Below are 13,112 nucleotides of genomic sequence, written 5' to 3'. Positions count from 1 at the left end.
GGAGGGGGTGTCTCAGGATGCGGGCGGGGGCGGATCAGGCCGGTTCCGTACGGGGCTCGGGCGCCGGGCCGGGGCCCGGGACGTGCGCGGGCGCGACGCGGGTCAGGTCCAGGTCGCGGGTCTCGCGCATCGCCACGTACACGACGAGCGAGACCGCCGCGCAGCCCGCGACGTACCAGGCGAAACCGCCCTCGGCACCGGCGCTCTTGAACCACAGGGCGACGTACTCGGCCGTGCCGCCGAACGCCGCGTTCGCGAGGGCGTACGGGAGGGCGACGCCGAGGGCGCGGATGCCCGTCGGGAAGAGCTCCGCCTTCACGCACGCGTTGATCGAGGTGTAGCCCGTCACGACGAGCAGCGCCACGAGCGAGAGGCCGAGCGCGGGCCAGAAGCTCTTCGCGTGGGCGAGGAGGGTGAGGACCGGGACGGTCAGGAACGTCGAGCCGAGCGCGAAGGTGATGAGCAGGGGGCGGCGGCCCACGCGGTCCGAGAGCGCCCCCGCGAGCGGCTGGAGCGCCGCGAAGACGAGGAGCGCGACGAGCGAGACGAGCGTCGCCGTCCGTTTCGGCAGCCCGGCGGTGTTCGAGAGGTACTTGGTGAGGTACGTCGTGTACGTGTAGTACGCGACCGTGCCGCCCATCGTGAGCGCGACGACGAGTAGCGCCTCGCGCTTGTGGCGCAGCAGCGCGCGCACGGTGCCCCGGTCGCGGGGCGCGGCGTCCGCCTCGTAGACCTCCGTCTCCAGCATCGAGCGGCGCAGCCAGAGGACGACGCCCGCGCCGAGCGCGCCCACGGCGAAGGGCACGCGCCAGCCCCACGCGTGCAGCGCCGCGTCGCTCAGCGTGTGCTGGAGCAGGAGGAGCAGGGCGAGGCCGAGGATCTGGCCGAGCGTCATGGAGACGTACTGGAAGCTCGAGGCGAAGCCGCGGCGGTGCGGCGCGGCCGCCTCCGTGAGGTAGGTCGCGCTCGCCGCGTACTCGCCGCCGACCGAGAGCCCCTGGAGGAGTCGCGCGAGGAGCAGGACGGCCGCGCCGCCGTAGCCGGCGACGCCGTACGTGGGCGCGACGGCGATGAGGACGGCCGAGGCCGACATGAGCGAGACGGTGAGGGTCAGCGCCGCCTTGCGGCCCCTGCGGTCGCCGACGCGGCCGAGGAGCCAGCCGCCGACCGGGCGCATGAAGAAGCCGACCGCGAAGACGCCCGCGGTGTTCATGAGCCGCGCCGTCGCGTCGCCGTCCGGGAAGAAGGCGCTCGCGAAGTACGGCGCGAAGCTCGCGTAGACGAACCAGTCGAACCACTCGACCATGTTCCCGGCCGAGCCGGCCCAGATCTTCTTCCAGGGATGACCGGGGTGACCGGGGTGACGGGGGTGACCAGGCCGGCCGTGCTGTCGTGCCATGGAGCCAACGGTGCCCATGAGTAAGGGGCGTCAACCTGGTTGACGCCCCTTACCCCTGTGCGAGTCACCGGCGTGCGAACACTCAGCCGAGTTCGTGCATCCAGCCGTGCGTGTCCTCGGCCGCGCCGGACTGGAGGGCGAGAAGTCCCTCGCGCAGCCGCATCGTGACGGAGCCGGGGGTGCCGTCGCCCTGGGTCCACTCGGCGCCCGCGGACTTGACGGTGCCGACCGGCGTGATGACGGCCGCCGTACCGCACGCGAAGACCTCGGTGAGGCGACCCTCCTCGGTGTCGCGCTTCCACTCCTCGGTCGACAGGCGGCGCTCCTCGGCGGTGTAGCCGAGGTCGCGGGCGAGGGTGAGGAGGGAGTCGCGCGTGATGCCGGGGAGCAGGGAACCGCTCAGTTCGGGCGTGACGATGTGGTCGCCGTAGACGAAGTAGAGGTTCATGCCGCCCATCTCCTCGACCCAGCGGTGCTCGACCGCGTCGAGCCACACGACCTGGTCGCAGCCCTTGGCGGCGGCCTCGGCCTGCGCGACGAGCGAGGCGGCGTAGTTGCCGCCGGTCTTCGCCGCGCCCGTGCCGCCCTTGACCGCGCGCACGTAGTCCTCGGAGAGCCAGACCGAGACGGGCTGGACGCCGCCGGAGAAGTAGGCGCCGGCGGGCGAGGCGATGACGACGAAGAGGTACTCGTTGGCGGGCTTGACGCCGAGCCCGACCTCCGTGGCGATCATGAAGGGACGCAGGTAGAGGCTGGCCTCGCCGTGTGCGGGGACCCACGCCTTGTCCTGGCGCACGAGCGCGTCACAGGCCGCGACGAAGGTCTCGACGGGCAGTTCGGGCATCGCGAGGCGGCGCGCGGAGCGCTGGAAGCGCTCGGCGTTCGCCTCGGGCCGGAACGTCGCGACGGAGCCGTCGGGGCGGCGGTACGCCTTGAGGCCCTCGAAGATCGTCTGCGCGTAGTGGAGCGTCATGTTCGCCGGGTCGAGCGAGAGCGGCGCGTACGGGACGAGCTGGGCCTCGTGCCAGCCGCGGCCCTCGGTCCACTTGATCGTCACCATGTGGTCGGTGAAGTGCCGGCCGAAGCCCGGGGCGGTGAGGATCGCCTCGCGCTCGGCGTCGGAGAGGGGCGTTGCGGTGGGCTTCAGCTCGATCGTCGGCGTCATGACTCTTCCTTCGCGTTCTCGTCTGGGTAGTAGGACGTCCGAGCATCGTGCGATGTCGCGGCTCCGTGTCCGATTATCGCTCGCCCGCTCGAACAGCGGAACGGTGCGGGCGCGGAATCGGGGGCGCGGAGGGCCGGACGTCGCGCGGGTCACGTACCCCGGGACGCACCGAAGCCGCCGGGCGGTGGTGCGTGGCCCGGCGGCTGTGGTGCTCGGTGGAGCAGGGGTGGTACGACGTGCTGTGCGTACGGTCTTCCTCCGTACGGTCGTACCTGCCGGGTCAGCCGGCTACTCGGGCGGCGAGGGCGTCGCCGATCTCCTCGGTGGTGCGGGGCGAGCCGTCGCGGGCCGCGAGGTCGGCCGTGACGGCCTCTTCGACGCGCGCCGCCTCCGCCTCGTAGCCGAGGTGCCGCAGCAGGAGCGCGACGGAGAGGATCGTGGCCGTCGGGTCGGCCTTGCCCTGCCCGGCGATGTCGGGCGCGGAGCCGTGGACCGGCTCGAACATGGAGGGGAACGCGCCGCTGGGGTTGATGTTGCCCGAGGCGGCGAGGCCGATACCGCCGGTGACGGCGGCGGCGAGGTCGGTGAGGATGTCGCCGAAGAGGTTGTCGGTGACGATGACGTCGAAGCGCTCGGGCCGCGTGACGAGGAAGATCGTCGCGGCGTCGACGTGCAGGTAGTCGGTGCTGACCTCGGGGTACTCGGCCGCGACCTTGTCGAAGGTGTTCTTCCACAGGTGGCCCGCGTAGACGAGCACGTTGTTCTTGTGGACGAGCGTCAGCTTCTTGCGCGGGCGCGCCTGGGCGCGGGCGAAGGCGTCGCGGACGACGCGCTCGACGCCGTACGCCGTGTTGACGCTCACCTCGGTGGCGACCTCGGCGGGCGTACCGGTGCGCAGCGAGCCGCCGTTGCCGGTGTACGGGCCCTCGGTGCCCTCACGGACGACGACGAAGTCGATCTCGGGGTCGCCCGCGAGCGGCGTCGGCGTGTTCGGGAAGAGGCGCGAGGGACGCAGGTTGATGAAGTGGTCGAAGGCGAAGCGGAGCTTGAGGAGCAGCCCGCGCTCCAGGACCCCCGAGGGCACCGAGGGATCGCCGATCGCGCCCAGGAGGATCGCGTCGTGCGACTTCAGCGCTTCGAGCTCCGCGTCGGGGAGGGTCTCTCCCGTACGGTGCCAGCGCTGGGCGCCGAGGTCGTACTCCTTGGTCTCCAGCTTGGCGTCCTGCGGGAGGACGGCGCGCAGGACCTTCAGGCCCTGCGACACGACCTCGGGGCCGATGCCGTCACCGGAAATGACTGCGAGATTGATGCTGCGCGACATGCGGGCACCGTACTCCTCGTCCCACTGCCTGACACGCGCCGTCCACTATACGGACACATTGCCGTCCGGTCGTGTCTCGGACACCTGTACGCCACACGTGAGCCACGCGCGAGTGGGACCTTCCGGTCATGGAGACTCCACGGGTCGGCATCCCCGACCACCTCGCTTCCCGTATGACGATGCCGGAGCAGCACGAGTACCTGCGCCGCAAGCTGACGCGGCGTTCGGCGCTGCGCGCGGGCACGGTCACGGCGGGTGCCGTCGCGGGCCTGGGCGTGCTCGGCGGCAGCGCGAACGCCGCGCGGCACGTCGCACAGGGCGCGCCGGCGCGCACCCCCGCCCCGTCGCCCGCCTTTCTGCCCTCCTCGGCCGCGTCCCGCGTCGACGGCTCGCTCGTCGCCCCGTTCGCCCGCCACCTCGCCTTCGGCGCCGACCCGCGCACGCAGATGACGGTGAGCTGGCAGGTACCGCTGCCGGTCAAGCGGCCCTTCCTGCGCGTCGGCACGCACCCCTGGGACCTCAGCCGGAGGATCGAGGCGGAGGTACGGGCGCTGCACACCCCCGCGCTCACCTCGAAGCTCCCGGCCGTGGACCAGTACTACCTGCACGTCGGGCTGGAGCGGCTGCGCCCGGACACGACGTACTACTACGGCGTCGGTCACACCGGCTTCGACCCGGCCGACCCGCGCAACATCGGCACGGTCGGCAGCTTCCGCACGGCCCCCTCGCGCCCGGAGTCGTTCACCTTCACCGCCTTCGGCGACCAGGGCGTCTCCTACGACGCGCTCGCCAACGACGCGCTGATCCTCGGCCAGAACCCGTCGTTCCACCTGCACGCGGGCGACATCTGCTACGCGGACAGCAGCGGGCAGGGCAAGGACGGCGACACCTACGACGCCCGCGTGTGGGACCAGTTCCTCGCGCAGACCGAGTCGGTCGCGTCGAAGGTGCCGTGGATGGTGACGACGGGCAACCACGACATGGAGGCGTGGTACTCGCCGAACGGCTACGGCGGGCAGAACGCGCGCTGGTCGCTGCCGAAGGGCGGGCTCGACGAGGAGAAGTCGCCCGGCGTCTACTCCTTCGTCTACGGCAACGTCGGCGTCGTCGCGCTCGACGCCAACGACGTGAGCCTGGAGATCAAGGCGAACACCGGGTACACGGGCGGCGCGCAGACGAGGTGGCTGGAGCGGAGGCTCAAGGAGCTGCGGGCGCACCGCGACGTCGACTTCGTGGTGGTCTTCTTCCACCACTGCGCCTTCTCGACGACGAACGCGCACGCCTCGGACGGCGGCGTGCGCGACGCGTGGGTGCCGCTCTTCGACAAGTACCGCGTCGACCTCGTCGTCAACGGCCACAACCACGTCTACGAGCGCACCGACGCGCTGCGCGGCGGGCAGGTGGGGCGCACCGTGCCGATCGGCGAGTCCGTCTCCTCGACGCGCGACGGCATCGTCTACGTGACGGCGGGCGGTGCGGGCAAGGCGCTCTACGACTTCCCGGCGCCCGACTCGTACGAGGGGCACGAGCGGCACGTCGACTCGGTGGCCTCGTACCACTGGACGGACGCGGGGAAGGTCACCGAGGCGGTCGAGTGGTCGCGCGTGCGCTACACGGGCTTCTCGTTCCTCGCGGTCCAGGTGACGGCGGGGGCACGGCCGAAGCTGGAGGTCACGGCGCTCGCGGAGACGGGCGAGCGGGTGGACCACTTCACGATCACGCGCTGAACCAGGGCGCCTCGCGCGAAGGTGCCGGCCGGCCCGCGTCCTTGCGGGCCGGCCGGGCGACCGGCGGCTCCCGGTGGCGTATGTGTACCAGCTACGGGGCGGTACGGGGAGGGGGCGAGGTCGCGTCGGCGCGCGGGGTGGCGGCGCGACGGGCCCTCACGGGGCGACGTCGCGTCAGGCCCGCGCGGGAGCGAGGTCGCGTCAGGCCCGCGCGGGAGCGAGGTCGCTTCGGCTCTCGCGGGGCGCCTCGCGTCAGTGGCCCGTCTGGCCGCCGTTGTCGCGGCGGTCGAGGGCGCGCTGGAGGGCTGCGGCGGCGTTGCGGCGCTCGGCCTCGCTGCGCGTGGCGGAGTGGCGGACTCGGCGGACGGTCGTCTCTGCGGCCATGAGGATCGACTCCTTGCAGGTCCAGGTCCACGGGTGGCCCGTGGGCGGTGGGGGCACGCCGGTCCGGTCCGCTTCGGGGCGCGGTGCGGCCGGGTCGGGCGTGGTGGATGGACTGTGGCGACGGGGACCCGTAGGACCGGGTACCTCCGGCGGGATGCCGGGGTACGGGAACCACGGGGTGCGCGCCGTCCGGGGCGGGGACCGGGCCCGCAGGGTTCGCCTGCGCGGGGGCCACGGCACACGACCGCCTTCGCCAGGTCGGGCGAGAACAGTCCGGCTCCTACAAAGCTAGGGCAGCTCGGCGTCGCTGTCTCCACAATTACTCGGACTTCCTACTATCTGAGACGGCGACGGCGCACGCGCCACGCCGCGTGCGCCGGAGCCGCCCCCGCACCGCTCCCCCGGCCGGGTCCCGGAACCGGTCCGCTCCGGTCCGGGCGCGGCCCGTTCTCAGAACCAGTCGGGCTCCATGTCGGCCGCCGTCGTGTCGAGGCTTTCGAGGAGCGCGAACTGCGGCGCCGTACGCGGCAGCTCGTACCGGAAGAAGTACCGCGCCGCGGCCCGCTTGCCCGCGTAGAAGTTCCCCTCGCCCTCGCCGGCGGCGAGGAGCTGTTCGAGCCAGATCCAGGCGAGGACGACGTGCCCGGCGGCCTCCAGGTAGACGGAGGCGTTGGCGAGTGCCGTGCGCGGGTCGCCGCTCTGCCACAGGCGCGCCGTCACGGCGCCGAGGCGCGTGGCCGCCTCGCGCAGGGACGTCGCGTACGTCGCGGCGTCGCCGCCCGCCGACGTCGCGCGGCGCGCCGTGTCCTCGACGCGGCCGAGCAGGAGGCGCAGCGCGGCGCCGCCCTTCATGACCGCCTTGCGGCCGAGGAGGTCGAGGCCGTGGATGCCGTGGGTGCCCTCGTGGATGGGGTTGAGGCGGTTGTCGCGGTAGAACTGTTCGACGTCGTACTCGCGTGTGTAGCCGTAGCCTCCGTGCACCTGGATCGCGAGGCTGTTCGCCTCCAGGCACCACTGGGACGGCCAGCTCTTGGCGACCGGCGTGAGGATGTCGAGGAGCAGCCCAGCCTCCTCGCGCGCGGCCTCGTCCGGCGCGGTGCGCTGCTCGTCGACGAGGCGGCCGCAGTAGAGCGTGAGGGCGAGCGCGCCCTCCACGTACGCCTTCTGGGCGAGGAGCATGCGGCGCACGTCGGTGTGCTCGATGATCGGGATCTGCGGCGTCGCGGGGTCCTTCGCGGCGACGGGGCGGCCCTGGGGGCGCGTGCGCGCGTAGTCGAGCGCGTGCAGGTAGCCGGTGTAGCCGAGGGCCGTGGCGCCGAGGCCGACGCCGATGCGCGCCTCGTTCATCATGTGGAACATGTACGCGAGGCCCTTGTTCTCCTCGCCGACGAGGTAGCCGACCGCGCCCGGCTCCCCGCCCGGGCGGTGCGCGCCCTCGCCGAAGTTGAGGAGCGTGTTGGTCGTGCCCCGGTAGCCCATCTTGTGGTTGAGCCCCGCGAGCACGACGTCGTTGCGCGCGCCGATGCCGCCGTCCGCCGTCACGAGGTACTTGGGCACGACGAAGAGCGAGAGGCCCTTGACGCCCGCCGGGCCGCCCGGGGTGCGGGCGAGGACGAGGTGGACGATGTTCTCCGTCAGCTCGTGGTCGCCGCCCGAGATCCACATCTTGTTGCCGAAGAGGCGGTACGTGCCGTCCCCGGCGTGCTCGGCGCGGGTGCGGACGTCGGCGAGCGAGGAGCCGGCCTGCGGCTCGGAGAGGCACATCGTGCCGAACCAGCGGCCCTCGGCCATGGGCCGCACGAAGGTGTCGATCTGCTCCCGGCTGCCGTGGGCGAGCAGGAGGTTCGCGTTGCCGATGGTGAGGAACGGGTACGCGGACGTGCCGACGTTCGCCGCCTGGAACCACGCGAAGCAGGCGTCCGTGACGACGCGCGGAAGCTGCATCCCGCCGACCGAGGCGTCGAGCCCCGCGCTCGTGAGCCCGGCCTCGGCGAAGACCTTCAGGGCCTCGCCGACCTCGGGAACGACGTGCACACGTTCGCCGTCGAAGGTGGGCTCGTGGGCGTCGGCGAGCTTGTTGTGGGGGGCGAAGTGGCGGGTGGCGAGGGTCTCGCTGAGGTCGAGGACCGCGTCGAAGGTGGCGCGGTCGTGCTCGGCGTAGCGCGCGCGGGTGGTGAGGTCCTCGACGTGGAGCCACTCGTGCAGGAGGAAGCTCAGGTCCCTGCGGGAGAGGAGGAGGGAGTCGCTCGTGTCGGGGGTGTTCTTCGCCATGGTGGTCTCCGGGGGCAGGGGGCGTCCCGACCATACTAAGCGGATGCTTAGGGCTGGGGACAGGGGTACGGGGCGTGGGGTACGTCGCCCGCGCGGGGGCGGCCTCCGCGCGGGGGCGGCCTCCGCGCGGGGGCGGCGCGGCGCCCCGTACCCGTACCCGTCCCGGAAAAGGCACCGCCCCCGGCCGGTATGAGCACCGGGGCCGGGGGCGGAATCGGGGAACGGGGCGCGGCCCGTTCGCGGCGGTCAGCCCATGTGCGGGTACGTGTAGTCGGTCGGGGAGACCAGCGAGTCCTTGATGGCGCGGGTGAGCGTCCAGCGCTGGAGGTTCTGCGGGGCCCCGGCCTTGTCGTTGGTGCCCGAGGCGCGGCCGCCCCCGAAGGGCTGCTGGCCGACGACGGCGCCGGTCGACTTGTCGTTGATGTAGAAGTTGCCGGCCGCGTAGCGGAGCTTGTCCATCGTGAAGGCGGCGGCGGCGCGGTCGTTCGCGATGACCGAACCGGTCAGGGCGTAGTCCGAGACGGACTCCATCTGGTCGAGCATGGCCTCGTACTGGTCGTCCTCGTAGACGTGGACGGCGAGGATCGGGCCGAAGTACTCGGTCGTGAAGACCTCGTTCTCCGGGTCGGTGCAGGCGATGACGGTCGGGCGCACGAAGTAGCCGACCGAGTCGTCGTACGTACCGCCCGCGACGATCGTGCAGGTGTCGTCGGCCTTGGCGCGGTCGATCGCGGCCTTGTTCTTGGCGAAGGCGCGCTCGTCGATGACGGCGCCGATGAAGTTCTTGAAGTCGGTGACGTCGCCCATGGCGATGCCGTCGACCTCGGCCGCGAACTCCTCCTTGAAGCCGTCGTTCCAGAGCGAGGCCGGGATGTAGGCGCGCGAGGTCGCGGAGCACTTCTGGCCCTGGTACTCGAAGGCGCCGCGCGTCAGGGCGGTCTTGAGGACGGCGCGGTCGGCGCTCGGGTGGGCGACGACGAAGTCCTTGCCGCCGGTCTCGCCGACGAGGCGCGGGTAGGTGCGGTACTTCTCGATGTTGGTGCCGACCGTCTTCCACAGGTGCTGGAAGGTCTTGGTGGAACCGGTGAAGTGGATGCCCGCGAGGTCGCGGTGGTTCAGCGCGACGTCGGAGACGGCGATGCCGTCGCCCGTGACGAGGTTGATGACGCCCTGGGGCAGTCCCGCCTCCTCCAGGAGCCGCATCATGAGGACGGCGGCGTGGGTCTGGGTCGGGGAGGGCTTCCACACGACGACGTTGCCCATGAGCGCGGGCGCGGTCGGCAGGTTGAGCGAGATGGCCGTGAAGTTGAACGGCGTGATCGCGTAGACGAAGCCTTCGAGCGGCCGGTGGTCCATGCGGTTCCACACGGTGTGCGAGTTCGCCGGGGGCTGCTCGGCGAGGATGCCGCGCGCGTAGTGGACATTGAAGCGCCAGAAGTCGACCAGCTCGCACGGCGCGTCGATCTCGGCCTGCTGGGCGGTCTTGCCCTGGCCGAGCATGACGGAGGCGGCGATGGTCTCGCGCCAGGGGCCGGAGAGCAGGTCGGCGGCGCGCAGGATGATCGCGGCGCGGTCGTCGAAGGACATCGCGCGCCACGCGGGGGCGGCGGCGAGCGCGGCGTCGATCGCGTCCTGGGCGTCCTGCTTCGTCGCGCCGCGGCCGGTGCCGATGACGGAGGCGTGGGCGTGCGGCTGGACGACCTGGAACTCCTCGCCGCCGCCGAGGCGCTTGACGCCCCCGATGGTCATGGGCAGCTCGATCGGGTTCTCGGCCAGCTCCTTGAGCTTGGTCTCCAGGCGGGCGCGCTCCGGGGTGCCGGGCGCGTAGCCGTGGACGGGCTCGTTGTAGGGGGCGGGGACCTGGGTCACAGCGTCCATGGTGTCCGTTCTCCTTGTGGGTCGGGGGTGCGCGGTGCGGGGGGGGGCGCCGCGCGGGCGGTGCTCGGCGAGGACGGAGCCCCGGTTCTCAGTTCTTGGTGAGGACCGAGCGCAGGAAGAAGAGGAGGTTGGCGGGCTTCTCGGCGAGGCGCCGCATGAAGTAGCCGTACCAGTCGGTGCCGTACGCGGTGTAGACGCGCATGCGGTGGCCCTCGCGGGCGAGCCGTACGTGCTCCTCGGAGCGGATGCCGTACAGCATCTGGAACTCGAAGTCGCCGGGCTTGCGGCCCGCGCGGCGCGCCAGTTCCTGCGCGATCTCCACGATACGGGGGTCGTGCGAGCCGACCATGGGGTAGCCGTCGCCCTCCATGAGGATGCGCAGGACGCGGACGTACGCCTTGTCGATCTCCGGCTTCTCCTGGTACGCGACGGAGGCGGGCTCCTTGTAGGCGCCCTTCACGACGCGCACGCGGCTGCCGGCGGCGGCGAGGCGGCGCGCGTCGTCCTCGGTGCGGAAGAGGTACGCCTGGATGACGCAGCCGGTCTGCGGGTAGTCCTTCCGCAGCTCCTCGTGGATCGCGAACATCGAGTCGAGCGTCGTGTGGTCCTCGGCGTCGAGCGTGACCGTGGTGCCGATCGCGGCGGCGGCCTCGACGACGGGGCGGACGTTGGCGAGGGCCAGCTCGTGGCCCCCTTCCAGCGCTTGGCCGAACATCGAGAGCTTCACGGACATCTCGGCGCGGGTGCCGAGGTCGAGGGCCTTGAGGTGCTCGATCAGCTCCAGGTAGGCGTCGCGCGCGGCGGCGGCCTGCTCGGGTGTCGTGATGTCCTCGCCGACGACGTCCATCGTCAGTTCCAGGCCCCTGCTGGTGGCGTCGACGATGATCGGGACGATCTGGTCGACGCTCTCGCCGGGGATGAAGCGGTTCACGACCGGCTTGGTGACGGGCGCGGCCGAGACGACGCGGCGCAGCCGGTCGCTGCGCGACGCGGCGAGGATCACGGGACCCAGCACGGGGACCTCCACGATGCGGACGGGCGCCTCCCCCGCCCGGGGGGGGGTGGGGCGGGGGAGGCGGATCGAGGGCCTGTCGCGCGGGGAGGCGACAGGGGCTGCCGGTGTGCACGCGTGCCCTGTGGGCACGGGACCACACCGCAGTCACTGCCGATTCTCGGGACGCCACGCCACGGATGCCATCGACACCTGTCACGCATCCCTCGTACGGTTCTCAGACATTTGTATGAAAGGACCGCGTGGGCGCGCGACAATGGCGGAGTGAAGGCCGATTACCAGGAACTCGTGGACGAGATCTCCGCGCTGCTCGGTGCCCCGGCGACGCTGGAGGACAAGGACTTCGGACTCATCGCCTTCGGCGCCCACGACAGCGGCCCCGAGGACGCGCTCGACCAGGTGCGGACCCGCACGATCCTGACGCGCACCTCCTCCGCCGCCGTCCGGGCGTGGTTCGAGGGCTTCGGCATCGCGCGCGCGACGGGTCCGGTGCGCATCCCCGCCGCCCCGGAGGCGGGTGTCCTGCGCGACCGCGTCTGCCTCCCTGTGCGGCACGGCGGGACGGTGTACGGGTACGTATGGCTGCTCGACAGCGCGCACGGCCCCGGCGCGCCGCAACTCGCCTCGGCGATGCAGGTCGCCGACCGGATCGGTGAGCTGCTCGCGGACGAGGCGACGGCGGAGGACGCCGCGACGCGCGAGTTCCGGCGCGCCGTGACGACGGCGACCGACTGGGAGCGCGACACGGCGCTCGCCGCGCTGCGCGCCGCGCTCGGTCCGCACGCCGACGACCTCTACACCGTCGTCTGCGTCGCGCCGTGGCCCGCCGAGGAACCGCCCCCGGCGCGCCGGGTCCCGGGCACGGCCGCCGCGTGCGTGCTCCCGACGGCGGGCGGCGGGCGGCGCCTCGCACTCCTCGTACGGGTGAGGACCGGGACGGGTGTCCCCGCGTCTGTGCTGTCCGCCGCCGGTCAGCTCGCGACGGGCGCGGCGGCGGGCGTGGGCGCGCCGCGCCGGGGGCCCGCCGAGGTGCCGGAGCTGTGGCGGGAGGCCGCGGCGGCGGCGCGCGCGGCGGCGGCCGAGCCGGTGCTCGGCCCGGTCGCGCAGTGGTCGGCCGTCGGCCCGTACCGCCTCCTGACGGCGCTGCCGCCCGGCGTGGCGCACGACCCGGTCCTGCGCGACCTCCTCTCCCCCGCCCACGCGGAGCTGGCCCGCACGGTGGAGGTCTTCCTCGACCACGCGGGCCAGGCGGGACGCACGGCGGCGGCGCTGGGCATCCACCGGCAGACGCTCTACTACCGGCTGTCGCGGGTGGAGCAGCTGACGGGGCTGGACCTGGACGACGGTGAGCACCGGCTGCTGCTGCACATGGGGGTGAAGGCGGCGCGGTTGTGAGGTGCGGGGGGCGTCCCGGTGCGGCGTCCGGGTGGTGCGGGGGGTGTGGGCGCCGCATCGGCCTCCGCTGGTCACCTTTTCAGGTCATATACGTCCATGACGGAAGGTGATGTCGCCCCAGCGCCCGCCACCCCCACGCCGGATCACGATCCCGCCGTGGACCGCCTCGCCGAGGGGCTCGCCGCGCGCGGCGTCGCGCTCGCGGGCGCGCGCGTCCTGCTGCTCGGTCTCCCGGAGTGCCGCGACAGTGAGGTGTCCGCCGTGCCGCCGCTCGCCGGCCTCCTGCACGCGGCGGGCGCGCTCGTACGCGCCGTGGCACCGCACGCCGCGACGGCCGCCCATCCGGCCGGTCTCCTGTGCGTGCCGCTGACGGCGCGCGAGCTGTCCGAGGCCGACGCCGTCGTGCTCCTCGCCGCGCCCCGGAAGACGGACCGCCCTCTGGTGGAGCGCTGGGCGGCGTACGTGCACGACGCGCGGGCCGCGCCGCGCATGTGAGGCCCGTCGCCGCCCCGCGACGTGGGTCACGGGGCGGCGACGGCGGGTCGGGCCGTGCCGTCACG

Annotated in this window: 10 protein-coding genes; 3 read left to right on the top strand and 7 right to left on the bottom strand. The window is 72.8% G+C overall.

What is annotated here, in order from left to right; translation table 11 throughout:
* Positions 1-34: 34 nt before the first annotated feature.
* From ACIP4O_RS14665 to ACIP4O_RS14655, 3 genes are all read right to left on the bottom strand, one after another.
* Positions 35-1,399, bottom strand: coding sequence for an MFS transporter (locus ACIP4O_RS14665; RefSeq protein ID WP_401574808.1), 1,365 nt, complete (start codon positions 1,397-1,399; stop codon positions 35-37).
* Between the two features lie 82 nt (positions 1,400-1,481).
* Entirely contained in the window at positions 1,482-2,564 is a 1,083-nt protein-coding gene (locus tag ACIP4O_RS14660; protein WP_401574806.1) for a branched-chain amino acid aminotransferase, read from the bottom strand.
* A gap of 280 nt (positions 2,565-2,844) precedes the next feature.
* Positions 2,845-3,885, bottom strand: coding sequence for a 3-isopropylmalate dehydrogenase (locus ACIP4O_RS14655; RefSeq protein ID WP_401574805.1), 1,041 nt, complete (start codon positions 3,883-3,885; stop codon positions 2,845-2,847).
* 128 nt (positions 3,886-4,013) lie between these two features.
* On the opposite strand from ACIP4O_RS14655, the gene ACIP4O_RS14650 reads away from it, so the two are divergent.
* Positions 4,014-5,612, top strand: coding sequence for a purple acid phosphatase family protein (locus tag ACIP4O_RS14650; protein ID WP_401574804.1), 1,599 nt, complete (start codon positions 4,014-4,016; stop codon positions 5,610-5,612).
* A 252-nt stretch (positions 5,613-5,864) separates the two neighbouring features.
* On the opposite strand, the gene ACIP4O_RS14645 is transcribed toward ACIP4O_RS14650, so the two are convergent.
* The 4 genes from ACIP4O_RS14645 to ACIP4O_RS14630 all read right to left on the bottom strand — a co-directional run bounded on the left by ACIP4O_RS14645 (position 5,865) and on the right by ACIP4O_RS14630 (position 11,160).
* Positions 5,865-5,996 carry a hypothetical protein gene (locus tag ACIP4O_RS14645; protein WP_007821745.1) on the bottom strand — a complete coding sequence of 44 codons (132 nt, stop codon included), beginning with the start codon at positions 5,994-5,996 and terminating at the stop codon, positions 5,865-5,867.
* 450 nt (positions 5,997-6,446) lie between these two features.
* Positions 6,447-8,267, bottom strand: a complete 1,821-nt coding sequence (locus ACIP4O_RS14640; RefSeq protein ID WP_401574803.1) for an acyl-CoA dehydrogenase — start codon at positions 8,265-8,267, stop codon at positions 6,447-6,449.
* A gap of 246 nt (positions 8,268-8,513) precedes the next feature.
* Complete coding sequence (gene pruA, locus ACIP4O_RS14635) at positions 8,514-10,145, bottom strand: L-glutamate gamma-semialdehyde dehydrogenase (RefSeq protein ID WP_401574802.1); 1,632 nt, start codon at positions 10,143-10,145, stop codon at positions 8,514-8,516.
* Positions 10,146-10,233: 88 nt separating this feature from the next.
* Complete coding sequence (locus ACIP4O_RS14630) at positions 10,234-11,160, bottom strand: proline dehydrogenase family protein (protein ID WP_361334480.1); 927 nt, start codon at positions 11,158-11,160, stop codon at positions 10,234-10,236.
* 261 nt (positions 11,161-11,421) lie between these two features.
* Between ACIP4O_RS14630 and ACIP4O_RS14625 the strand changes: the two genes are divergently transcribed.
* Together ACIP4O_RS14625 and ACIP4O_RS14620 are read left to right on the top strand one after the other, a co-directional pair.
* Positions 11,422-12,552, top strand: a complete 1,131-nt coding sequence (locus tag ACIP4O_RS14625; protein WP_361334477.1) for a helix-turn-helix domain-containing protein — start codon at positions 11,422-11,424, stop codon at positions 12,550-12,552.
* A 96-nt stretch (positions 12,553-12,648) separates the two neighbouring features.
* Positions 12,649-13,047, top strand: a complete 399-nt coding sequence (locus tag ACIP4O_RS14620) for a hypothetical protein (protein WP_401574800.1) — start codon at positions 12,649-12,651, stop codon at positions 13,045-13,047.
* Positions 13,048-13,112: the final 65 nt, after the last annotated feature.

This window comes from Streptomyces sp. NPDC088923 (assembly GCF_044749745.1).
Classification (GTDB): Bacteria; Actinomycetota; Actinomycetes; order Streptomycetales; family Streptomycetaceae; genus Streptomyces.
This window is presented reverse-complemented; position numbering and strand designations above follow the sequence as displayed.

Excerpts from the sequence above, each read along its gene's own strand:
- ACIP4O_RS14665 (WP_401574808.1), bottom strand. The coding sequence starts at position 1,399 with ATGGCACGACAGCACGGCCGGCCTGGTCACCCCCGTCACCCCGGTCAC.
- ACIP4O_RS14660 (WP_401574806.1), bottom strand. The coding sequence starts at position 2,564 with ATGACGCCGACGATCGAGCTGAAGCCCACCGCAACGCCCCTCTCCGAC.
- ACIP4O_RS14655 (WP_401574805.1), bottom strand. The coding sequence starts at position 3,885 with ATGTCGCGCAGCATCAATCTCGCAGTCATTTCCGGTGACGGCATCGGC.
- ACIP4O_RS14650 (WP_401574804.1), top strand. The coding sequence starts at position 4,014 with ATGGAGACTCCACGGGTCGGCATCCCCGACCACCTCGCTTCCCGTATG.
- ACIP4O_RS14645 (WP_007821745.1), bottom strand. The coding sequence starts at position 5,996 with ATGGCCGCAGAGACGACCGTCCGCCGAGTCCGCCACTCCGCCACGCGC.
- ACIP4O_RS14640 (WP_401574803.1), bottom strand. The coding sequence starts at position 8,267 with ATGGCGAAGAACACCCCCGACACGAGCGACTCCCTCCTCCTCTCCCGC.
- pruA (WP_401574802.1), bottom strand. The coding sequence starts at position 10,145 with ATGGACGCTGTGACCCAGGTCCCCGCCCCCTACAACGAGCCCGTCCAC.
- ACIP4O_RS14620 (WP_401574800.1), top strand. The coding sequence starts at position 12,649 with ATGACGGAAGGTGATGTCGCCCCAGCGCCCGCCACCCCCACGCCGGAT.